The 22,683-nt window shown below is 33.4% G+C and carries 23 protein-coding genes; 18 read left to right on the top strand and 5 right to left on the bottom strand.

Annotated features, from left to right (window positions below):
• The first annotated feature begins 277 nt into the window (after positions 1-277).
• Positions 278-2,218 carry an anaerobic ribonucleoside-triphosphate reductase gene (gene nrdD / locus ACY191_RS02570; RefSeq protein ID WP_257211179.1) on the top strand — a complete coding sequence of 647 codons (1,941 nt, stop codon included), beginning with the start codon at positions 278-280 and terminating at the stop codon, positions 2,216-2,218.
• Complete coding sequence (gene nrdG / locus ACY191_RS02575) at positions 2,215-2,751, top strand: anaerobic ribonucleoside-triphosphate reductase activating protein (RefSeq protein WP_229366655.1); 537 nt, start codon at positions 2,215-2,217, stop codon at positions 2,749-2,751. The genes nrdD and nrdG overlap by 4 nt, the downstream gene beginning before the upstream one ends.
• A gap of 132 nt (positions 2,752-2,883) precedes the next feature.
• Here nrdG and ACY191_RS02580 read toward each other — a convergent pair whose 3' ends face one another.
• The 3 genes from ACY191_RS02580 to ACY191_RS02590 form a co-directional block, all read right to left on the bottom strand.
• Positions 2,884-3,945: an LLM class flavin-dependent oxidoreductase gene (locus ACY191_RS02580; RefSeq protein ID WP_229366654.1), complete on the bottom strand. Its 1,062-nt coding sequence runs from the start codon at positions 3,943-3,945 to the stop codon at positions 2,884-2,886.
• 18 nt (positions 3,946-3,963) lie between these two features.
• The gene (locus tag ACY191_RS02585; protein ID WP_229366653.1) at positions 3,964-4,899 is read right to left on the bottom strand and encodes a VOC family protein; all 936 of its coding nucleotides are present in this window, start codon (positions 4,897-4,899) and stop codon (positions 3,964-3,966) included.
• A 199-nt stretch (positions 4,900-5,098) separates the two neighbouring features.
• On the bottom strand, positions 5,099-5,725 hold the full coding sequence (locus ACY191_RS02590) for a GntR family transcriptional regulator (protein WP_229366652.1): 627 nt from the start codon (positions 5,723-5,725) through the stop codon (positions 5,099-5,101).
• Between the two features lie 108 nt (positions 5,726-5,833).
• Between ACY191_RS02590 and ACY191_RS02595 the strand changes: the two genes are divergently transcribed.
• The 4 genes from ACY191_RS02595 (at position 5,834) to ACY191_RS02610 (ending at position 10,932) form a co-directional block, all read left to right on the top strand.
• Positions 5,834-6,709, top strand: a complete 876-nt coding sequence (locus ACY191_RS02595) for an NAD(P)-binding domain-containing protein (RefSeq protein WP_107527025.1) — start codon at positions 5,834-5,836, stop codon at positions 6,707-6,709.
• An 8-nt stretch (positions 6,710-6,717) separates the two neighbouring features.
• Positions 6,718-8,100: a four-carbon acid sugar kinase family protein gene (locus ACY191_RS02600; RefSeq protein ID WP_463269895.1), complete on the top strand. Its 1,383-nt coding sequence runs from the start codon at positions 6,718-6,720 to the stop codon at positions 8,098-8,100.
• 15 nt (positions 8,101-8,115) lie between these two features.
• The gene (locus ACY191_RS02605) at positions 8,116-9,477 is read left to right on the top strand and encodes a gluconate:H+ symporter (RefSeq protein WP_229366650.1); all 1,362 of its coding nucleotides are present in this window, start codon (positions 8,116-8,118) and stop codon (positions 9,475-9,477) included.
• A gap of 159 nt (positions 9,478-9,636) precedes the next feature.
• A complete protein-coding gene (locus ACY191_RS02610; protein WP_229366649.1) occupies positions 9,637-10,932 on the top strand; it encodes an LLM class flavin-dependent oxidoreductase in 1,296 nt (431 codons plus the stop codon).
• A gap of 88 nt (positions 10,933-11,020) precedes the next feature.
• Here ACY191_RS02610 and ACY191_RS02615 read toward each other — a convergent pair whose 3' ends face one another.
• Positions 11,021-11,536 (bottom strand): PadR family transcriptional regulator, encoded by a 516-nt coding sequence (locus ACY191_RS02615; protein WP_042739588.1) that lies wholly within the window; start codon positions 11,534-11,536, stop codon positions 11,021-11,023.
• 98 nt (positions 11,537-11,634) lie between these two features.
• Here ACY191_RS02615 and ACY191_RS02620 point away from each other — a divergent pair, with 98 nt between their 5' ends.
• The 12 genes from ACY191_RS02620 (at position 11,635) to gmpC (ending at position 20,570) form a co-directional block, all read left to right on the top strand.
• Complete coding sequence (locus ACY191_RS02620) at positions 11,635-12,144, top strand: phenolic acid decarboxylase (RefSeq protein WP_042739589.1); 510 nt, start codon at positions 11,635-11,637, stop codon at positions 12,142-12,144.
• Positions 12,145-12,163: 19 nt separating this feature from the next.
• Positions 12,164-12,610 (top strand): DUF3237 domain-containing protein, encoded by a 447-nt coding sequence (locus ACY191_RS02625; RefSeq protein ID WP_119625257.1) that lies wholly within the window; start codon positions 12,164-12,166, stop codon positions 12,608-12,610.
• Positions 12,611-12,894: 284 nt separating this feature from the next.
• Positions 12,895-13,188 (top strand): antibiotic biosynthesis monooxygenase family protein, encoded by a 294-nt coding sequence (locus ACY191_RS02630; protein ID WP_107527020.1) that lies wholly within the window; start codon positions 12,895-12,897, stop codon positions 13,186-13,188.
• Between the two features lie 243 nt (positions 13,189-13,431).
• Complete coding sequence (locus ACY191_RS02635) at positions 13,432-14,685, top strand: NAD(P)H-dependent oxidoreductase (protein WP_229366648.1); 1,254 nt, start codon at positions 13,432-13,434, stop codon at positions 14,683-14,685.
• A complete protein-coding gene (locus ACY191_RS02640) occupies positions 14,682-15,002 on the top strand; it encodes a hypothetical protein (RefSeq protein WP_042739593.1) in 321 nt (106 codons plus the stop codon). Before ACY191_RS02635 ends, ACY191_RS02640 begins: the two co-directional genes overlap by 4 nt.
• Positions 14,999-15,514: a PTS glucitol/sorbitol transporter subunit IIC gene (gene srlA / locus ACY191_RS02645; protein ID WP_119503611.1), complete on the top strand. Its 516-nt coding sequence runs from the start codon at positions 14,999-15,001 to the stop codon at positions 15,512-15,514. The genes ACY191_RS02640 and srlA overlap by 4 nt, the downstream gene beginning before the upstream one ends.
• Before the next feature lie 25 nt (positions 15,515-15,539).
• Entirely contained in the window at positions 15,540-16,544 is a 1,005-nt protein-coding gene (srlE, locus tag ACY191_RS02650) for a PTS glucitol/sorbitol transporter subunit IIB (protein WP_229366647.1), read from the top strand.
• Positions 16,545-16,559: 15 nt separating this feature from the next.
• The gene (locus tag ACY191_RS02655) at positions 16,560-16,910 is read left to right on the top strand and encodes a PTS glucitol/sorbitol transporter subunit IIA (RefSeq protein WP_042739596.1); all 351 of its coding nucleotides are present in this window, start codon (positions 16,560-16,562) and stop codon (positions 16,908-16,910) included.
• Positions 16,911-16,918: 8 nt separating this feature from the next.
• The gene (locus ACY191_RS02660; RefSeq protein WP_107593296.1) at positions 16,919-17,845 is read left to right on the top strand and encodes a sugar-binding transcriptional regulator; all 927 of its coding nucleotides are present in this window, start codon (positions 16,919-16,921) and stop codon (positions 17,843-17,845) included.
• A 179-nt stretch (positions 17,846-18,024) separates the two neighbouring features.
• Positions 18,025-19,047: a methionine ABC transporter ATP-binding protein gene (locus tag ACY191_RS02665; RefSeq protein ID WP_042739598.1), complete on the top strand. Its 1,023-nt coding sequence runs from the start codon at positions 18,025-18,027 to the stop codon at positions 19,045-19,047.
• Positions 19,048-19,051: 4 nt separating this feature from the next.
• Positions 19,052-19,711 (top strand): methionine ABC transporter permease, encoded by a 660-nt coding sequence (locus tag ACY191_RS02670; protein ID WP_042739599.1) that lies wholly within the window; start codon positions 19,052-19,054, stop codon positions 19,709-19,711.
• A gap of 19 nt (positions 19,712-19,730) precedes the next feature.
• Entirely contained in the window at positions 19,731-20,570 is an 840-nt protein-coding gene (gmpC, locus tag ACY191_RS02675) for a dipeptide ABC transporter glycylmethionine-binding lipoprotein (protein ID WP_042739600.1), read from the top strand.
• Positions 20,571-20,999: 429 nt separating this feature from the next.
• On the opposite strand, the gene ACY191_RS02680 is transcribed toward gmpC, so the two are convergent.
• A complete protein-coding gene (locus ACY191_RS02680) occupies positions 21,000-22,592 on the bottom strand; it encodes an ABC transporter ATP-binding protein (protein WP_229366646.1) in 1,593 nt (530 codons plus the stop codon).
• Between the last annotated feature and the right edge of the window lie 91 nt (positions 22,593-22,683).

The following is a 22,683-nucleotide window of genomic DNA, read 5'->3' on the forward strand; positions in this document are numbered from 1 at the left end:
AAATGATTGTAATCAAAAAATCGAATAGGCATTAAACACTAAAAAGACTAAACTCTACTGCTAATTTCCTATTTTCTAACTTTATGTTTTATAACATAGTGATTAAAGTATGGGAGATTGATAGTACTCAAGTATTTATTTAAATATTGACCGTGAATAATAATTGAGTGCAATCGTAGTGACTTTGTAGATAACTTAGTCTTTTTTTATTATGTAAATAAAAGAAATTTGTCATTGCAACTAAAGTTCAATAATCCTTCATAAAGTTTTGGCAAATTTGTTAACAGCCCTAATCCAGTTTGAAAACACTATATATTGTGTTTTATATTTAACTAAGACACAACATATAGGAATGAGAGGGGATCAAATGAACAAACTTGAACAAGATTTAAAACGATTAATAACAAAGGACCCAACGGTCGTTAACGAAAATGCTAATAAAGATAGTGCAACATTTTCAACAATGAGAGATTTGACGGCAGGTGTAGTCTCTAAATCCTATGCCTTAAATTATTTATTACCTGAAAATGTGGCAACTGCACATAAAAAAGGGGAAATACATTTTCACGATTTAGATTATCATCCGTTTCAGCCATTAACAAACTGTTGTTTAATTGATGCTGAAAAAATGCTGTCAGAAGGCTTTCAAATCGGTAATGCTACTGTGACATCACCTAAATCTATACAGACTGCTTCGGCACAATTAGTGCAAATTATAGCAAATGTTTCGAGCAGTCAATATGGTGGATGTACGATTGATCGTGTAGATGAATTGTTAAGTCATTATGTTATTTTTAATGAGCAAAAGCACCGCGAAACAGCAGAAAAATTTGTTACAAAGGACAATATAGATACATATATCGACGAACAGATTACACGTGACATTAAAGACGCAATTGAAAGTTTAGAATATGAAATCAATACGCTATATACTTCAAATGGTCAGACACCATTTGTAACCTTAGGCTTTGGATTAGGAACAGATTGTTATAGCCGTAAGATTCAACAAGCGATCTTAAATACACGTATTAAAGGATTAGGGAAAAATAGAATTACTGCAATCTTCCCTAAATTAGTATTTTCTATTAAAAGAGGTGTCAATTTAGAGCAACAGGACCCAAATTATGATATCAAACAATTGGCATTAGAATGTTCGACAAAGCGTATGTACCCAGATATTTTAAATTATGATAAAACTGTGGAACTATTAGGTGATTTTAAAGCACCAATGGGTTGTCGTTCATTTTTACCATCTTGGAAAGATGAAAATGGTAACTTTGAAAATAACGGACGTTGTAATTTAGGGGTCGTAACATTGAATGTACCGCGTATTGCTATTGAGTCTAATGGTGATATCGAGACATTTTGGAAGATTTTCCATAAGCGTATGGAAATTATGCATGATGCATTAGTATATCGCATTGAAAGAATTAAACAAGCAACACCAGATAATGCGCCAATTTTATATAAAAACGGTGCATTTAAATACAAATTAAATGATGAGGACACGGTATTTTCGATATTTAATAATAAGCGTGCAACTTTATCTATGGGCTATATTGGTCTTTATGAGGCGGCTACAGTATTTTATGGACCGAATTGGGAAACACAATCTAAAGCAAAGGCATTTACCTTAGATATATTAAAAGCAATGAAGTCATATCAATTAAAATGGACTGAAACTTACGATATATGGTTTAGTATTTATAGTACACCGAGTGAATCGCTTACAGATAGATTCTGTCGTTTAGATCAAGAAATATTTGGTGACATCCCAGATATTACAGATAAAGGTTATTATACAAATTCATTCCACTATGACGTGCGTAAAGATGTGAGTCCATTTGAGAAAATTGATTTTGAACAAGACTATCCAGTTTATGCAAGCGGTGGTTATATCCATTACTGTGAATATCCAAAATTAAATCACAATTTAAAGGCATTAGAATCTGTATGGGATTATGCATACGATAAAGTAAGTTATCTGGGTACTAATATACCGATTGACCATTGTCATGAATGTGATTTTAAAGGTGACTTTAAAACAACAGAAAAAGGATATCAGTGTCCAGAATGTGGTAACGATAATCCAAAAACTGTAGATGTCGTAAAACGTACTTGTGGTTATTTGGGCAATCCAGTGCAACGACCAACAATTGAAGGACGTCATAAGGAAATTTGTGCACGTGTTAAACATTTGAAAGATAAGACAGTATGACAATCTTAGATTTGATCAACGGACAAGGTTATATTGCAAGAATAGAATCACAAAGTTTCGTTGACGGTGAGGGTGTGCGATGTAGTATTTATGTTTCAGGTTGTCCATTTGCCTGTAAAGGATGTTACAACAAGGCGGCTCAAAATTTTAGATACGGTGAAAGGTTTAATGAGGAAGTCCTAGAGGAAATATTAGAAAATTGTGCTCCGGATTATATAGATGGTTTGAGTATATTAGGTGGTGAGCCATTTTGTAATTTGGATACAACATTGCGTTGTGTGCGTGCATTTCGCCAACGTTTTGGTAACAGTAAGACAATTTGGGTTTGGAGTGGTTTCTTATTTGAGTATTTAGCAAGTGGAAATTCCGAGAGACGTGCATTTTTAGAATTAATAGATGTATTGGTAGATGGCCCATTTATGGCGCAGCTTTATCGTTCAAACCTACCTTATAAAGGGTCACTTAATCAACGGATCATTGATGTACAAGCATCATTAACTAACCAACACCTATGTGAATATATAACGACCTAATAACAATGTAATTATAATGAATTGAATCGCTAATATAACGCGTTAATGAAGTGTTTAGCTTTAACATGAATACAAAAAACTGTCGTCAAATCATTGACGACAGTTTTTTTATGCTGCTTAATCGAGTGTTGTTTATTTGCTTAAATGTTTTTTAACTTCTGGTATAATTTTATCTCCGATGAGTTCGATATTTTTCATGATTTTATCGAATGGGACACCACCAAAATCAATCTGTGCCATAAAGCGTTGATGTTGATAAAGTTCATGTTGATAAAGTATCTTTTCGATAATTTGCTGTGGGCTACCAACCATTAATGCATCTCTATAATCTGGTGCCTGTTCAAACTGTTGTCTTGGATAACCTTGACCACGAATAAATGAAATACCGACATTTAAATGTGGATAATATTCATTTAATGCTGCTTGAGTTGTTTCGGCAGTGTAGAATAAACTCGCAGTAGCCACTGGTAATTTTGTTGGCGCAATATCATGACCGCTTTCTTCAGCAGCTGTACGGTAAGCATCTATTGAATCTTTAAATACTTCTGCAGGACCGCCTAATGTTGTAATCATCATTGGAATACCTTGGTGACCGGCTTTAATTGCGCTTGCTTGACCACCACCGACAGCACGCCAAATTGGTAAAGTATTATCGATTGGACGTGGGAATATCTTCATATTATTTAAATTAGGTCTGAATTTTCCTGACCAAGTTATACGTTCAGATTTATTTAATTGACGCAATAATGCGAGTTTCTCTTCATATAATTCATCATAATCATTAATATCAAGGCCAAACAATTCGAATAATCCAGTACGTGATGCACGACCTGCTACTATTTCTGCACGGCCATGTGAAATTAAATCAAGCGTTGCGAAATCTTCAAAGACTCTGACAGGGTCTGCTGCACTAATAATGGATGATGAGCTTGAAATTTTAATATTTTCAGTAGCTTGGGCAATAGCACCTAAGACAACACTGTGCGCTTGTGTTGTGAAATGTTCTTGGTGACTTTCGCCTACTGCAAACACATCCAATCCAGCTTGATCTGCTAACTTACTGGCTTCGATTAATTCTTTAATACGCTGTTCGTAACTTACTTTTGTGCCGTTATGTGGATTTAATAAGTGATCTCCCAAAGAATAAAGTCCAAATTCAAGTGGTGTGTGTTTATTCATTTCTAATTGTGCCATTATAGGTGCCTCCTTATTTTATAATTCGTGCAAATTTGCTTCTATTTCACTGCGTTGATCTTCCATAAAATCAGGTAAATTTAAATATTTACCTAAATCTTCAGGTTTAGTATCTACTGTGAACCCAGGATCTTCTGTAGCAAATTCAAATAGAATACGATTATGTCTATAATATAATGATTTAAAGAAATAGCGGTCAATAATACCTGAATTAGGTTTTGAATGTTGATTGATTGTCTCTAATACTGCATTTAAGTCGTCATCTTGCGGCGTAGTTACTGCAATATGGTGTACATATCCTTGACCAGGACGCGCACGTTCACCTTGTTGTTCTATAATAACGAAATCTGTGTACAGTCCTGCGTCATCTAAAGTCATAACAGTCATATGTGCATCATTACCAATTGTGCGGTGATGATAGTTTAAGTCTTGCGCTAAAAATTCAATCGTCGGTTTACTATCTCTAACCCTTAATTCGACTGGACCCATTCCAAGTATTTGATGGTGTGATGGCACATCTGTGTAAGGATTTCTACGCCACATTGTTGGGAGGGCATAGTCGTCATTTACTAACAAAATTAAATTTAAACCATCAGGATCTTTGAAATTAATTGCAGGTTGAGATAAATAAGTGATTGCTTCCCAGTGGACGTCATTATCATCTAAGCGAGCTTTGTAATAATCTAAAGCAGCTTGATCAGGTATAAGTAGAGACAAACGATAGATTGAGTCAGTACCAGGACGATTTTGTCCAATATTAGGAATTTCAAAGAAACTTAGTAATGTTCCCGGCGCTCCTAATTCATCGCCGAAGAATAAATGATACATCGTTGGATTATCTTGGTTAACGGATTTTTCTACTAATCGTAATCCGAGTATTTGAGTATAAAAGTCTTTATTGATTTGTGCATTTTTTGTATACATTGAAATATGATGATGACCTGTTACATGCATTTGAAAGCCCCCTAAAATTCAACTAATTAAAATGATTTAATTGCCAATTACCTTATTGAAGAAAAACAAAACATTTTATGATATAAAAAGTATACTTGATACATATAATATACTATCGATTTGTATAAAATGCAACACCTGTTGTTTATTGCTATAAAAATAGCACCACATCATCGATATATGGGTGCTACCGTTATATTTATTCTGATTGTTTGAAATCTAAATAGTATAAACTAAACTCTAAATCTTTCTTCAAATGATCCTCCAATAAAGAAACTGCTAGTTCAATGTCTCTGTTGAAAAGGGCATCTACAATTGCACGGTGTTCTTCTATTAGTCCTGGTCGTCGTTTGTTAATTACAGTTTGACTAAAGAGGTAAATAAAACTTTTATATTTTTGATAGGTATCTAATATAAATTGGTTATGTGTAGCATGCATAATTTTTTGATGAAACTTATCATTAATGTCGATAATTTTACTTTCTGCTTCATGCTCTATATCAATATCAGTATAACTCCGCAATTCAGCTAAATCGCTAGCAGTATAGACAATAGCTGCTTTTCTTAATGCATGACTTTCCAACAAGATGCGCATTTCAAATATTTGTCTGTATTCTTCTGTTGTAGGAATAAAAATATATGAGTTTTTAATAAAATATTCCAACTCTAATTGTTTTAACGCTTCTCTAACCGGAGTACGACTCACATTATACTTTTTTGCAAGTTTGGCTTCCGTTATTTTTTCATTTTTACTTAATTCACCTGAAATAATGTCATTTCTAATCTTTTCATAAATAGATAATTCATTTGTATTCAATTGATTCACCTCATCATTCATAGTGTACTATAAAAAATTATGGATTAAAATGTATACATTTTATGACTTTTGGTATACACTAACAACTGTAAGCGATTTCAGAAAGGGTGTTCAATCATGAAAGTAGGCTTTATAGGATTAGGAATTATGGGGAAACCCATGGTTAAAAATTTACTAAAATCAAATGTCACAGTATTTGTGAATGATGTAAATAAAGAAGCAGAACAAGAAGTAGCAAAGCTCGGTGCCAAACCAGTATCTTTAGCAAGCATGGCCAGTGAAGTGGAGCATATCATAACCTCACTACCTAATGGTGCTATCGTAAAGGCTGTGTTATATAGTGGAGAATCAGCATTGTTGAACTATGATGTTACTCATGTGCAATCAATTATTGATACGAGTTCATTAACACCGAATGAATCTTTAGAAATTAGTAAAGTACTTGAGCATAAACAAATTAAATATATTGACGCTCCTGTTAGTGGAGGTGAACCTTTAGCGATAAGTGGTGAACTATCCGTGATGATTGGATGTGATCCTGATGATGTAGCAACTACTCAGCAAGTTTTAGCGCCTATTGCTGCATCCGTAATACGTGTTGGAGATGTCGGTTCTGGTAGTGTCGTAAAATTGGCAAATCAAATCATCGTAAATACAAATATAGCGGCATTGTCAGAAGCAGTAGTGTTAGCTAAACGTTTCGATATTGATTTAGAGCGTATGCACGAAGCAATCAAAGGTGGACTAGCAGGTTCAAGTGTCATGGAAGCAAAGTTTCCTAAGATGATTGCAGAGGATTATCAACCAGGTGGTACATTGAATATTAATCTAAAAGATATGAAAAACGTGACATCGACAGCAGACACAGTTGGTCTTACCCTACCATTAACAAATCAAGTTAAAGAAATCTATAAATCCGAAGTTGCACATGGTAATGGTCTTAACGATCATTCAGGCATCATAAAATATTTTGAAAAAATAAATCATATGTAGGTGAAATGATGTTAACTAATGAACAAATAAACACAACTTTAAATGACCCTATAGACAAAGGATTAATCAATTTCAAATATAAGATTATTGTACTAGATGATGACCCTACAGGAACACAAACGGTTAAAGATTTACCCGTCTATACAGAGTGGTCACAAGAATTAATAGAAGATGGATTCAAACAAGATAATGCAATGTTCTATATATTAACAAATTCAAGAGCTTTAAATGAAGCACAGACGATTGAATTACATCAACAAATTAGCAAAAATATCGAAGCTGTTTCGCAAAAGCTAGACCATCCCTATATCGTGGTGAGTAGAGGTGACTCTACTTTACGTGGTCACTTTTATCTAGAACCTAAGGTGTTAAGTGAAGCGACGGATCAACAATTTGATGCAGTGTTTTACTTACCTGAATTCTTTGAGGGCAATCGCTTTACATATCATGGTACGCATTACCTAAAGGAAGGGGAGCAATACATCCCTGTTGCGCAAAGTGAGTTTGCAACTGATACTACATTTGGTTATACAGCAACAACAATGGCGGACTTCATTGAAGAGCAGAGTTTAGGTGAAATAGCAGCAAAGGACGTATACCATATTGATTTGGATACGATACGACAACGTGATCAAGCTACGATATGGAATGTATTTGACTCAGTTGCTCATTTCGATGCAGTCGTCGTAGATGCTTTGAATGATGAAGATATGAATTACTTTGTCAGTTGTTTAACGGCTTATCTAACTGAACATAATAAGCAATTTATGTTTAGAACTGCGGCATCATTTGTTAAATCAATGTGCCGAACACCAGGTGAAATCATTAATCTCAATGAACATAGTACGAATGATCATGGTGGTATTATTATCGTTGGCTCCCATGTGAAGAAGACTTCTGCACAATTAAGTCATTTAATAGAACATGCAGCGATTAGCAGTATTGAATTTGATGTAACACAAGTAACGAACGATAAATTGTCAGATTATATTCAGAAACAAGTAAATCAAGTGGAAAATTTGATAAAGCAAGGACATGATGTAGTCATCTACACCTCGAGAGATGTCATCAAAACAGAAGATCTTAACAATAATTTGAGTATATCGACAAATATTTCTGATGCACTCGTGGCAATTATTCAAGGATTGACTTTACAACCTCGTTTTATCATTGCTAAAGGCGGTATTACTTCTAGTGATGTGGCGACAAAAGGTTTAAACATTAAGAAGGCTAAAGTAATAGGGCAAATTACACAAGGTGTACCAGTTTGGTTGACTGGTGACGAAGCGAAATACAGTCATATGCCGTATGTTATTTTCCCGGGAAATATTGGCGAGGAAAGTACTTTGACAGAAGTTTATCAGATTAATTCAAAAGATAGAGAGAAATAGAAAGTAGGGGTTCATATGATGGGAGAAATTTGGCCGCTCGTTGCAGTCGTTATAGGTGTAATCGTATTGTTGATATTGATTATGGGATTGAAACTTAATACATTTATCGCTTTAATTATTACATCTATGGTGACAGGTATATTACTTGGTATGAGGCTAGATACAATTGTCACAACAATTGAAAAGGGTATGGGTGACACCTTAGGACACATCGCTATTATATTCGGTTTGGGTTCAATATTAGGGAAATTATTATCCGATGGTGGTGGTGCAACAAGAATTGCAGATACATTGATTAATGTATTCGGTAAAAAGTATGTTACATGGGCAATGATTATTGCTTCATTTATCATAGGTATTTCATTATTTTTAGAAGTTGCATTTGTACTATTGATACCATTGGTATTTACACTTGCGAAACGCATGAAAATATCGAATCTTAAAGTAGGTTTACCTATGGGAACATCGATAGCAGTAACGCATGGATTTTTACCACCGCATCCCGGTCCTGTTGCAATTTCTGAAGCGGTACATGCAAATATTGGTCATGTATTAATGTATGGAATCATTATTGGTATACCATTAGCTGCTATCGTTGGTGGAATCTTTCCAAGAATTGCTCTGAAAATTGCACCGTCTGCTTTCGAACGCTTAGGTAATCAAGCTGCAGTAGGTGAAGTAAAGGTGCTGAAACATGATCAATTACCAAGTTTTGGTATCAGCTTATTGACTGCATTGTCGCCAGTTATATTAATGTTACTCGCAACAGTTGTGCAATTAGTCACTGGTAATGAGGATGGACATGCTAAAGGCCTAGAAGGGTTTATTTACTTTATTGGAACCTCAGTAACTGCAATGTTGATCGCAGTATTATTTGCCATTTATACGATGGGTATACGCAGAAAGCAAAGTATGAAAGAAATTATGGATACAGTAACTAATGCCATTACACCTATTGCAATGTTAATCTTAATTATCGGTGGTGGCGGCACTTTCAAACAAATACTAATTGATGGTGGCGTTGGTGATACGATTTCAGAAATATTTAAAGGCAGTGAGATGTCACCACTGATACTAGCTTGGTTGGCTGCAGCATTATTACGTACTGCTTTAGGTTCTACTACCGTAGCAGCAATATCTTCAGTAGGCATAGTCTTACCTTTATTACAAACAACAGACGTAAATCTGTCATTGGTCGTATTAGCGATTGGAGCGGGAAGTATATTTTGCTCGCATGTTAATGATGCTGGATTTTGGATGTTTAAAGAATACTTTGGTTTAACAATCAAGGAAACTTTTTTAACATGGACATTATTAGAATCAATACTATCCGTTGTTGGTTTGGGCTTTATTTTAATATTAAATTTAGTAATTTAATCATACGCTTTATATTAGTGAAAATCTTTGTACACACATCATTTGAGGTACGAAGATTTTTTTAGTTACCTAGCCGATTACATTGACTTAATCTTCAGAAAATGGTAATTTATTACCTATTAAATCAATCGGAATAATAAACGATTTGGAGGAGTCAAAATGGGGAGAATGAAATTAGGTCTTTTTTTAGCAGGTTACGGGCATCATTTAGCGAGCTGGCGCCATCCAAAGTCAGTAGAACAAGGTCCAGTTGATATTGACCATATTGTAAATATCAGTAAAATTGCAGAACGTGGTAAATTCGATTTAGTCTTTTTATCAGATGCTTTATATATAGATGAAACGGCACATCCAGATTTGATGAGTCGCTTAGATCCATTCACATTAATGACGATTATAGCGAGAGAAACATCAGATATTGGCTTAGCAGCAACGGTTTCGACAACGTATTCACAACCGTTTCACTTGGCGCGTGCATTTAGTTCATTAGATCATGTCAGTGGGGGACGTGCAGCATGGAATATTGTGACTTCAGCAGTCAATAGTACAGCGCAAAACTTTAATGGTACTGTCAATGTAGAACATGGATTGAGATATGAACAAGCAGGTGAATTCGTGGATGTTGCCAATAAGTTATGGCATTCTTGGGAACAGGATGCATTTGTTAAGGACAAGGAACGCGGTGTTTTTGTCGATCAATCCAAATTACAACCAATCAATCATGAAGGCAAATACTATAAAGTGAAAGGTCCACTTAATTTAGAACGTTCACCTCAAGGTAGCCCGTTATTGATTCAAGCTGGTTCTTCATCAGCAGGTACGGATTTAGCATCACGAGTCGCTGATGTAGTATTTACTGCACAAACGAGTGCCGATGAAGCAAAGCACTTTAATGATGGCTTAAGAGATAAAATTGAACAACACGGTCGTAAACAGACAGACGTATCTATTATGCCAGGTCTATTTCCAGTAATCGGTGATACAGAAGAGGAAGCACAAGCGAACTATGAAGAATTACAAGATTTAATCTTACCTGAAGAAGGGTTAAAGTTATTATCTCCATATGTAGGAGATGTAGATTTATCCAAATATGATTTGAAAATCCCATTTGAGCAGGTGGAGTCTTCCGATGGTAACGGTATTAAAAGTAGATACGAATTGATTAAAAAAGAAGCAATGGAACAAAATTTAACATTAGAAGATGTAATGAAGAAAATTGCTGGAGCAAGAGGTCACTTTATGGTGGTTGGGACACCAGAACAAATCGCTGATACTATGCAATATTGGTACGAACAAGGTGCAGCAGATGGCTTTAATATTATGCCACCACTATTACCGACACAATTGGAATTATTTGTTGATAAAGTAGTACCAATCTTACAACAACGCGGGTTAGCACAGACAGAATACGCTGCAGGGACTTTGAAAGAAAAGTTTGGCCTGGAAAACGATTAGCGACCAGATGAAATGACGTATTTGAAAAACGATATCTAATGAATAACGCTCTCACTGCGTATGGCAGTGAGAGCGTTTTTTTGTATGATTAAATTTCAGCTAAACAAAAATCTAGCCAATCAATATAAGATTGTTCACGTAAAAGGGCCTTCTTTAATATCAAAATGTGTTGCAAATCTGATTTAGCATCCAATTGATTGTAAATTGCTTGCAAATGCATTAACTTTTCTTCCTTCTCAATTTTCTTTTGGGTGAGCAATTGATGCTTGCTTTCGTCTTCAAGACTATCAAAAAAGTAAACCTTTATTGCAAAAGGGTCTTTATTACTTTCATCTTCTTCAGCATTTTCAATCCAATGAAATAGTGTTGTTCTTCCTAAATCGGTAATGCTATAAATCTTTTTAGTCACTTTACTTGTCTCATCAATATTTGAAATATAAATATGTTCACTCTGCAGTAATTTTTTAAGCTCATTATAAATTTGACTATGTTTAGCATTCCAAATTTCACCAATGACTTCACTAAATGATTTATAAATTTCATACCCAGTCAGAGAGTGATTATTGAGTAATCCTAAAATTGTATATTGAAGCACATTTTTCATAAAGTTCCTCCTGTGTTCTTTGACAGAATCAGTGTATAGGATTATCATGTAAATGTAAACATGTAATTAATTACATGTTTTAGAAGGAGGAAATGTTTATGAATACACTAAAAGACTTTATTGGAGCACATATGATTTACACATACGACAATGGTTGGGAGTATGAAATGTATGTGAAAAATGAAAACACAATTGATTATCGAATCCATTCAGGTATGGTTGCCGGTCGTTGGGTAAAAGATCAACAGGCGGACATTGTTCAAATTATTGCAGGTGTCTATAAAATTTCTTGGACAGAGCCAACAGGCACAGACGTCTCACTCAATTTCGTTCCAGACCAAAATATTATGCACGGCGTGATCTTTTTCCCGAAATGGGTACATGAACGTCCAGATATCACAGTATGTTACCAAAATGATTATATTGATTTGATGGAAACATCTAGAGAAAAATATGACACATATCCAAAATATGTTGTTCCTGAATTCGCTACAATTACTTATGTTGGACAACCCGGTACCAACAATGAGCAAGTTATTGCTGAGGCACCATATAATGGAATGACTCAAGATATCAGAGATGGCAAATTTGCTATGTTAAATAACTAGAAAGTAGAGTTGTCTACTAATGATGGAAAAAATATTTGAAATTTCAATGCATGTTGAAGAACCAATCGTGGTTGGACAAGATGCACAAGTTGGCAGACGTCAATTGATACCGATAGTCTCAGGTACAGTGAAGAGTAACCAACATTCTGGTCACGTATTGCCAGGTGGTGTTGATAGCCAATGTATTGATCCAACAGGAAAATGTACGTTGTCCGCAAGATATGCTATTCAGTTAAATGATGGTGCGACAATTTATATTGAAAACAATGGTATTAGAACAGTACCTGAAAGTTATAAAGAAAGTGTAATAAATGGTGGATTTGTAGATTCTGAAGTGTATTATTTTCGTACTACGCCCACCTTTGAAACCTATAATACGTCATATAAATGGCTAATGGAAAAGATATTTGTCGGTTATGCGACTAGAACAACAGACCGAGTTCTATTAACGATTTATATGGTTTAATACGACAGGTTGAAATTTTATGATACAATTTCAACTTTAAAACTACATCATAATGTGTTCTATGGGTTACTATATTTAAGGATGATTACAGTGAATGCATAATGTATACGTAGTTAATCAATGAAAATATGGCAATTTCTACTAAAAATATGGTAGAGATTGCCATTTTTTATGTTGAATATTTATGGCGTACATATGAATTTGATAATGATTTATATAATAGGGTATGTGAGAAGAATATTTCTGAATAACAAGTGACAATAAAATTAAAGGTGGCTATTATAATGATTCTAGAAGCGGCAATATTAAATGTAAAAGAGGATAAAATTGGTGGTTTTGAAGAAACTTTTAGAGAAGCATCAAAAATTATCGCGACAATACCGGGTTATATTCAACATACGTTAAATAAATGTATAGAACAAGAAGGGAAATATTTATTACTCGTCGAATGGCAAAGTCTAGAAGACCATACTATTGGTTTTCGAGAATCCGAAGCATACACAACTTGGAAATCATTATTGCATCATTATTATGAACCGTTTCCTAATGTAGAACACTTTGAAAAAGTAGATTTATAAAAGCAATAACTTAATAGATGTACTAGTAACAGATGAAATAACAGGCGAAAGTTTACTCGCGCACAAATATTGACGTTCCGATAAGCATATCGGGACGTTTTTTTGATGTTGTAAAAGCTAATGTATAGGGGGTTTTGGTGGAATTTGTAAATTTAATTAAACATTTATAATTGACAGAAAGCGTTTTCTCGTTTATCTTTTACATAAGTTCTATAACAGAACAAATGTAAAGGGGTTGAGTGTATGTCATTATATTCAGATTTATTAGTCAAAGAGGAAAAGAAAGATTTTATACGTGTAGGTGTTATTGGAGCAGGACAAATGGGCCGAGGATTAATAAGTCAAATATCACAAATACCAGGTATGATTATTGGAGGAATATGTGATATTAGTGATAGTAATATTCAAGTAGCATTAGAAGGTTATCAAAAACGTAATCAACATAATCATGAGGTTAAAACATCGACTGATTTTAAAGAAGTCATAAATAGTGACCTGGTTGAAGTTATAGTAGATGCAACGGGTGTTCCTGAAATAGGCGCACAAATAATGGAGCTTTCATTAGAATCTAATAAGCATTTAGTGTTACTGAATGTTGAGGTAGACATCACAGTTGGATCGATTATGAAAAAGAAATTTGAAGATAAAGGATTAGTTTATACGGGTTCTGCTGGTGATGAGCCAGGAGTACTTGTCGAATTATATGAATTTGCTAAGTCAATGGGGTTAGAAGTTGTAGTAGCTGGTAAAGGAAAAAATAATAAATTACAACCATATGCTAATCCAGATTCTTGTTTAGATGAAGCAAAAGCTAAAAAAATGAATCCTAAGATGTTAGCTGCTTTTCAAGATGGAACAAAAACTATGGCAGAAATGAATTTATTAAGTAATGCTATAGGATTTACCGTTGATATTGATGGTATGCATGGAGTTGAAGCAAATTTAGATAATGTAAATGAAAAGTTAAACTTGAAAGAGTTTGGTGGCGTATTAAATGAATTAGGAGTTGTAGAATATGTAGACGGTTTAGCACCAGGCGTATTTGTTATCGTCAAATCTGAAAATGAAATTGTTGATGAAGAATTGAGATATTTATTAAAAGTAGATGAAAGTCACAATGATCATTACACTCTATATAGACCTTACCATTTAGCAAGTTTAGAAACACCAAATACAATAGCGAAAGTTGCTATGTATAATGATTATTCAATCAAACCTATCAGTGGTCCTATTAGTGAAACAATAGCAAGAGCTAAAAAAGATATTAAAAAGGGTGAAGCTATTGATGGTATAGGAGGTTATTGTGTAAGAGGAGAAATAACAAGTCATGAAAGTATGAAAGAAAAAAATGCATTTCCTATAGGGTTGATTACTAAAGGAACGATAGCACTTAAAGATATAAAAAAGGATGAAATTATAACTTATGAAAACACATCATTAAATAAAGATTCAACTATTTATCGTTTGCGTCAGGAGCAAGATGAGGTGTTTAAATGAGCCTGTTTTTAAATATATTAATTATAATTATGGTTATCCAATTTCTACTAGGGATGCTTCAACTGAGAACAATTAATAAAAAAATAAATGAAATAAAATCAAATTATAGTAAGCAGTACAAAATAAATATTTCAATTGAAAGGAAATTTAAGGTTTTTAAAGTTGTATTGATTACTGTATGGAAAGATGAAAGATTAATTAGCATTTACTCAATAGAAAGTAAAATATTTAAAATAAAAGTTCGTAATAATGAAAATGTTAAGAATAAAAAGATACAAAGCAATATAAATATGTATCTAAGAGGTGATACGGCATGAATATAATTGAATGGCTGGGGAAACACTTTATTGGTTTGTTTGATGAAGGTGGTAAACAATTCACTGAATTATTTACTAGTATCGTTCCTACTTTAGTTGTGTTATTAACATTCACGTACGCTATTATTAAGTTTATTGGAGAAGAGAGGGTAACAAAAGCTATACGTGTAACTTCTAAATATACAATTACAAGATATACAATTATGCCAATGTTATCCGTTTTATTATTAACAAACCCAATGGCATATACTTTTGGGAAATTTGTAGATGAAAAGAAAAAACCAGCTTTTTTTGATTCGCTTGTGACATTTTTACATCCTGTTACTTCACTATTTCCTTATGCTAACGCTGGAGAGCTATTTGTTTATTTAGGAATAGCCAATGGTATTCAAAAGGCTGGGTTAGACACCTCAGAATTAGCAGTAAGATACTTCTTAATTGCAATCGTTATAATGTTGATTCGGGGTATGATTACAGAGCGAATTACTGCGTATCTATACAAAAAAATGTAAACGTTTTCTATAAGGGGTGATTGACATGAGTAATTGTGTCAGAATAAATAAAGGTAATGGTGGTTGGGGTAAGGGTTTAACCATTGAAACATCAGAAGAAAAAGACATTATTCTTTCAGTTACTGGAGGGGGTATACATCCAGTTGCAGAAAGAATTGCTGAATTAACTGGCGGTAAAGCAGTTGATGGTTTTAAAAATAATGTCAAAGATAGTAGGGTAGCTGCAGCTGTGATTGATTGTGGAGGTACTGCCAGAATTGGTGTTTATCCAATGAAAGGAATACTAACTGTTGATTTGTTACCGACCTCACCGAGTGGTCCACTGGCAAAACATATCAATGAAGATAATTTTGTCTCGGGGGTTAAAGTTTCAAATATTGAATTGATAGAAAATAGTGAAGAAAAAAGTAGTGCCACGAAAATTTCTGAGTCTGAGAATGATAGTAGTGATAATTTAGGAAATGTAGAAACATCTAATAATCAAAGTGTAGAAAGTCAGAAAAAAGAATCATTTTTGATCAAGTTTTCTAAAGGAATTGGTAATGTAACAGGAACATTTTATCAAGCAGGTAGAGAGTCTATTGATATGTTAATAAAAAATATACTACCATTTATGGCTTTTATTAGTATGTTAATCGGTATTATTAATTATACAGGCATTGGTCAGTGGTTAGCAAAATTGATGACACCACTAGCTGGTTCTTTAATCGGATTACTAATATTAGTATTTATTTGTACAATACCTATTTTATCACCTGTATTAGGTCCAGGTGCTGTAATCTCTCAAGTTATAGGTGTATTGATTGGGACTCAAATAGGTGCAGGAAATGTACCTCCAGAATTTGCATTACCAGCTTTATTTGCTATAACTGGACAGGTTGGTGCTGATTTTATCCCAGTTGGACTTTCTTTAGGAGAAGCTGATGAAAAAACAGTAGAAGTAGGAGTACCTGCAGTTTTATATAGTAGGATGATTACAGGTGTCTTAGCAGTTATAATTGCATATTTTGCTAGCTTTGGATTATATTAAAAAGGAGAGAGAAAAATGTATAAAACAATAATTAAAGAATTTGGTAGTATGGCTTCAGCTTTCAAGGAAGATAACCTATTTGTCCTATTTGGTACTTCTGCGCCTGAAGAATTGAAAGACATTTCATATATTCATGAAGTTCAAGAAAGTAATACAAATTTTAATTTAAATAAGGTATCTAAATTAATAGTGAATGACAAAGAATTTGAAGTTGAAAAGGTTGGATCTGAAGCGCATGGCAATCTAATTGAATTAGGGCACATTTCTGTATATTTGAATAATAATGATATACTACCAGGAGCAATTTCGATCAAAGGTAGTGAATTACCGGACCTTGATAAAGGTGATATATTAATTTTTGAGTAGGGGTAACAATGTCAATATTAGATGATACACGAATAATGATAAAAATATGTAAATTATATTATCAACAGGAATTAAATCAAAGTAGAATTGCAGAAATCATGGGAGTAAGTAGACCAACTGTTTCTAAGTATTTGACTTTGGCTAAAGAAAAAGGAATTGTAGAAATAAAAATTAACGAGAATGATTTATTAGAATTAGAGACAAAGTTAGAGAATAAATTTAATTTAGAAGAGGTACTTTGCATAAAAAATACTAAACAAATAAAGAGCAAGCTAGGTATTGCTGGAAGTAATTATTTATTAAGAAGACTGTCAAATGATGATATTGTAGCTGTATCTGCAGGTACTACTATAGACCAGATTGCGAAGAATATAAACAGTAATAATAAATATCCAAATGTATTATTTGTTCCATTAGTAGGAGGAATGGGGAATGCATCAATGGACATTCATGCCAATCATATCGCAGATACATTTAGTAAAAGTTTAGGTGCAAAAAATATGTTGTTACATGCACCTGTTGTTGTCGATGATTTAGAAGCAAAGCAATTTATGATGAAACAAAAGTTTGTAAATCAAGTTACACACAAAATGCAACAAGCTAATATCGCATTAGTAGGAATCGGTGCAAATCCTGAAGAATCTACTATGGTAGCCTCTTATCGAAATGAGTTAAGCTTTGAGGATATTGAGGGTCAAGCAGTTGGAGATATAATGTATAACTTTATCGATAAAAATGGGCAGAAGGTTGATTGCGAGTGGAATAGAAGAAACATATCTCTTGATTTAGATGAGTTTAAGAAGATTCCATTAAAAATTGGCGTAGCAGGTGGAGAAAATAAAGCTAATGCTATATTAGCTGCGTTAAGCAATAACTTAATAGATGTACTAGTAACAGATGAAATAACAGGCGAAAGTTTACTCGCGCACAAATAATGACGTTCCGATAAGTATATCGGGACGTTTTTTTGATGTTGTAAATAAGTTTGTGATACTATGCTAAATATTTTTAAAAATTCAATAAATTCAGAAATTATATTGACGCTTAAAAGATAATGACCTATAATTTCATTATTCTTATTAGAATGGTAAGGATTGATAGAGGAGGATACAGATTGATTGAATTTGAGAAGGTAAATAAAGTATTTCATAAGAAAAAAGAACGTATCCACGCTTTGAAAGATATATCATTTACTGTTAATAAGAATGATATATTTGGCGTAATTGGATATAGCGGTGCCGGGAAAAGTACCTTAGTTCGATTGGTAAATCAATTGGAACGCGTGAGTGAAGGTAAGGTTATCGTCGATGGACATGAGTTAGATACATATAAAGAAAAAGAATTAAGAAATGTAAAAAAGGAAATTGGCATGATATTTCAACATTTTAATTTGTTGAATTCCAGTACAGTATATAAAAATATTGCAATGCCATTGATACTAAGCGGAGTAGATAAAGCTGAAATCAAACAAAAGGTCGAAGAAATGCTCGCTTTTGTTAATTTGTCAGATAAGATGTATCAATACCCCGATGAACTGTCAGGTGGACAAAAGCAAAGAGTTGCAATTGCCCGTGCTTTGGTTACAAATCCTAAGATATTACTGTGTGACGAAGCAACAAGTGCGCTTGATCCAGCAACGACGAGTTCAATATTAGATTTGTTAAAGCGTGTTAATGAAACATTTGGTGTAACTATTCTAATTATTACGCATGAAATGGGCGTAATTCAAAAGATTTGTAACAGAGTAGCTGTTATGGAGAAAGGGGAAGTCGTTGAGATTGGCAATGTTAAAGAGGTGTTTAGCCGCCCACAAACGACTACAGCACAAAACTTTGTCTCGACGGTTATTAATACAGAACCGTCAGAGTCTTTAAAGCATACCTTTAATCAACGTACAGATAATAATTATATTGATTATCGATTATTTTTAGAAACTGAACAGATAGAACAACCAATTATTAATGAATTAACACAACGTTATCAGGTAGAAGTAAACGTATTATTCTCATCCATGTCTACCATACAAGACGATACAGTTTGTTATCTATGGTTGCGTTTTGAAACAGATCAACATTTCAACCAGGAAACGATTGAGTCTTACTTTAAAAATAAAGCAATAACATTTGAGGAGGTGTAGTCATATGCTTGGTTCGAGTATTGATAGTGCGCAGTTATTTGAATCTTTATATCAAACCTTATATATGGTTACTGTCTCATTAATTATAGGTTCGATTATAGGTATACCATTAGGCATTTTATTAGTTGCGACGCGAAAAAAAGGTATATGGCCGAATGCAATAGTGCATCAAATTTTAAATCCAATTATTAATATTTTAAGGTCAATACCATTTATCATTTTATTGATTTCTATTGTACCTTTTACCAAATTATTAGTTGGAACTTCTATAGGAACAACAGCTGCAATAGTACCATTAACGGTTTATGTAGCTCCGTATATCGCACGACTTGTAGAAAATTCATTACTAGAAGTAGATGAAGGTATCGTCGAAGCGGCGAAAGCAATGGGTGCATCACCTGTTCAAATTATTTGGCACTTCTTATTACCAGAAGCATTAGGCTCATTAGTATTAGCGATTACAACTGCCATTATTGGATTAGTTGGAGCTACCGCTATGGCCGGTGCTGTTGGTGGCGGTGGTATAGGTGATTTAGCGCTTGTATACGGTTATCAACGCTTTGATACATTAGTCATTATCATTACAGTCGTTGTATTAGTGATTATTGTACAAATTATACAAACACTTGGAAATTACTTATCTAAAAAAATTAGACGAAATTAATGAGGGGGATTTATTAGTAATGAAAAAGTTATTAGTCTTAATTGTTTCAGTATTATTTATATTAGCAGCGTGTTCTGGTGGAAAAGAAAAGGTTACCGTCGGAGTAGCATCAAATGACACTAAAGCATGGGAAAAAGTAAAAGAATTAGCGAAAGACGAAGACATTGACTTAGAAATTAAACAATTTTCAGATTATAACGTACCAAACAAGGCATTAAGTGATGGGGATATTGATATGAATGCCTTTCAACACTTTGCATTTTTAAATGAATATAAAAAGGCTCACAAAGATGCAGATATTTCAGCAGTTAGTACAACAGTATTGGCCCCATTAGGTATTTACTCAGATGATATTAAAGATATTAAAAAAGTAAAAAATGGAGCCAAAGTCATCGTGCCAAATGATGTCTCTAACCAAGCACGTTCATTGAAATTATTAGAAGCTGCAGGATTAATTAAATTAGATAAAAACTTCGGATTAAGTGGATCAATTAAAGATATTAAATCAAATCCTAAAAATCTAAAAATTAAAGCAGTAGATGCACAACAAACAGCTAGAGCTTTGTCAGATGTTGATTTATCAGTTATTAATAATGGGGTAGCGACTAAAGCAGGTTTAGATCCGAAAAAGGACCCTATATATACTGAAGACTCAAAAAATGATGCAGTAAAACCATATATCAATGTCATTGCCACAAAAGATGACAAGCAAAATGATAAAACATACAAAAAAATCATTAAACTATATCATTCAAAAGAAGCACAACAAGCACTTAAAAAAGATACAAAGGATGGAGAATATCCTGTAGATTTATCTAAAAAAGAAATCAAGAAAATTGAAGATAGTTTAGAGAAATAAGTGTAAATTAACGACTTAGAAAATAGTGTGATTAATTTTTTAAACTATAGAATAAGGTCATAAATATATATTAAAAAAAGAGAGCTCATCCATTTGGATGAGCTCTCTTTTGATTATTGTCATTAAAAATGATTGATTAATAATATCTAAAACCAAAGAAATTCATGATGAAATCCATCCACAGTCCTCCTCTCTCTACGTTTTGTGAGTTTTATTATATCATTATATTAAAATATATCAATAAAATTGTATAACAAAATTATAGAAAATGAAGGTGGCTATATCGTGTGATATGAAATTGCCTTTGTGGAATGAATGAGTTTTTTATATAGGTTTATTTTGCCAATAATATTAGTAAGTGAAGACACTAATTCCAAGTAAACATCATAATTTCATACAGTATGCGTCTTGTCAGTAGCATTATTTAAATTAATTAGGAATGGTTGGAACTTCAGATATTAATTTTTGAGTGTATGGGGCTTGTGGATGTTCAATGATACTTTCTGCGTCATTAAGTTCTACAATAGTACCATTTTGCATTACTGCAATACGATCACACATTTCCTTTATCACACCCATATCATGTGTAATAAATATATAAGTAATTTCCATTTCATCTTGAATACTTTTAAGTAACTGAATAATTTCTTTTTGAACGGAAACATCTAATGCTGATACAGCTTCATCACAGACGATTATTTTCGGATTAATAGCAATTGCACGAGCAATACTCACTCTCTGTCGTTGCCCACCTGATAGTTCATGAGGGAAACGATATAGAAATGCTTCATCTAAACCAACCTTTAGCAGAAGTTCTTTTACGCGTTCTTTTAAATGGTGTTCATTTGTCACTAAATTATGAATTTTTAAAGGACGTCCGATTATATCGATTACTTTAAATCTAGGGTTTATCGAAGCAAAAGGATCCTGGAAAATCATTTGTATATCTTTTCGTAATGGTTGCATTTCTTTAGAATTGAATAAACTCAATGGAATATCCTTATACCAAACATAGCCGTCTGAAACAGAATTAAGTCCTACTACAGTCTTTGCCAATGACGACTTTCCTGATCCAGATTCACCAACGATACCTAATGATTCACCTTTTTTAATTTCTAAGTCAATGTGCTTAACAGCTTTAAAGGTATCATTAATTCCTATTGGATATTCTACACTGACATCTTCAAATTTTAGAATAATTTCATCGCTAATTTGTCTTGGAGTTTTGGGAGAAAGTAAATTCGGTACTGAATTTATAAGTTTCTGTGTATATGCTGATGTTGGATTATTAAAAATACTGCTTACAGAACCTGATTCTACTACTTCACCTTGCTTCATAACGATCATTTCATCGCAAAATTGATAAACGACACCTAAATCGTGTGTAATAAAAATTATAGAAGTATCGATATAATCATATAAATCTTTCATTAATTCTAATAATTGATTTTGAGTGCTAACATCTAAGGCTGTCGTTGGCTCATCTGCAATTAAAATTTGAGGTTCTAGAACAAGTGCCATAGCAATCATTACACGTTGACGCATACCACCAGAAAATTCATAAGGATACGCGTTAAAATTACGTTCTATGTCCTGTATACCAACTTTTTGTAAAATATCTAACGCCATTGCTTTTGCCTGTCGCTTATTTATTTTTTTATGTTGAAGTATGACCTCGGTAATTTGTTTTCCGATTGTAGTTCTAGGATTGAGTGATGATATAGGATCTTGGAAAATCATCGCAATATCTTTACCCCGAATTTTTTGAAAGGCTTTACTATTAAATTGAGTTAGGTTTTGGCTATTAAACGAAATCTCTCCAGATATGACAGGAGCGGGAGAATCTGGCAGTAGACCCATGATTGATTTAGCAGTAATACTTTTACCAGAACCAGATTCCCCAACTATTCCCAATATTTTTTTCTTATCTAATTTGAAACTTACATTTTTGACTGCATTAATTGAATTATTGCCTTGATTGAACGTCACACCTAAGTTTTTAACTTCTAATAATGGTGGCATGTGGCAGTCCTCCCTATTCACAAATATATGTTTTTAATCTATACTTTATATATCATACTAATCTACTCGAGTATAACTTACAAGGAGGGAT

The sequence above is a fragment of the Staphylococcus sp. TCBT05 genome, assembly GCF_055179755.1.

Bases quoted from the DNA above. Each gene is read 5' to 3' on its own strand.
- nrdG (WP_229366655.1), top strand. From the start codon at position 2,215: ATGACAATCTTAGATTTGATCAACGGACAAGGTTATATTGCAAGAATA.
- ACY191_RS02580 (WP_229366654.1), bottom strand. From the start codon at position 3,945: ATGGCACAATTAGAAATGAATAAACACACACCACTTGAATTTGGACTT.
- ACY191_RS02585 (WP_229366653.1), bottom strand. From the start codon at position 4,899: ATGCATGTAACAGGTCATCATCATATTTCAATGTATACAAAAAATGCA.
- ACY191_RS02595 (WP_107527025.1), top strand. From the start codon at position 5,834: ATGAAAGTAGGCTTTATAGGATTAGGAATTATGGGGAAACCCATGGTT.
- ACY191_RS02600 (WP_463269895.1), top strand. From the start codon at position 6,718: ATGTTAACTAATGAACAAATAAACACAACTTTAAATGACCCTATAGAC.
- ACY191_RS02605 (WP_229366650.1), top strand. From the start codon at position 8,116: ATGATGGGAGAAATTTGGCCGCTCGTTGCAGTCGTTATAGGTGTAATC.
- ACY191_RS02610 (WP_229366649.1), top strand. From the start codon at position 9,637: ATGGGGAGAATGAAATTAGGTCTTTTTTTAGCAGGTTACGGGCATCAT.
- ACY191_RS02615 (WP_042739588.1), bottom strand. From the start codon at position 11,536: ATGAAAAATGTGCTTCAATATACAATTTTAGGATTACTCAATAATCAC.
- ACY191_RS02620 (WP_042739589.1), top strand. From the start codon at position 11,635: ATGAATACACTAAAAGACTTTATTGGAGCACATATGATTTACACATAC.
- ACY191_RS02625 (WP_119625257.1), top strand. From the start codon at position 12,164: ATGATGGAAAAAATATTTGAAATTTCAATGCATGTTGAAGAACCAATC.
- ACY191_RS02630 (WP_107527020.1), top strand. From the start codon at position 12,895: ATGATTCTAGAAGCGGCAATATTAAATGTAAAAGAGGATAAAATTGGT.
- ACY191_RS02635 (WP_229366648.1), top strand. From the start codon at position 13,432: ATGTCATTATATTCAGATTTATTAGTCAAAGAGGAAAAGAAAGATTTT.
- ACY191_RS02640 (WP_042739593.1), top strand. From the start codon at position 14,682: ATGAGCCTGTTTTTAAATATATTAATTATAATTATGGTTATCCAATTT.
- srlA (WP_119503611.1), top strand. From the start codon at position 14,999: ATGAATATAATTGAATGGCTGGGGAAACACTTTATTGGTTTGTTTGAT.
- srlE (WP_229366647.1), top strand. From the start codon at position 15,540: ATGAGTAATTGTGTCAGAATAAATAAAGGTAATGGTGGTTGGGGTAAG.
- ACY191_RS02655 (WP_042739596.1), top strand. From the start codon at position 16,560: ATGTATAAAACAATAATTAAAGAATTTGGTAGTATGGCTTCAGCTTTC.
- ACY191_RS02660 (WP_107593296.1), top strand. From the start codon at position 16,919: ATGTCAATATTAGATGATACACGAATAATGATAAAAATATGTAAATTA.
- ACY191_RS02670 (WP_042739599.1), top strand. From the start codon at position 19,052: ATGCTTGGTTCGAGTATTGATAGTGCGCAGTTATTTGAATCTTTATAT.
- gmpC (WP_042739600.1), top strand. From the start codon at position 19,731: ATGAAAAAGTTATTAGTCTTAATTGTTTCAGTATTATTTATATTAGCA.
- ACY191_RS02680 (WP_229366646.1), bottom strand. From the start codon at position 22,592: ATGCCACCATTATTAGAAGTTAAAAACTTAGGTGTGACGTTCAATCAA.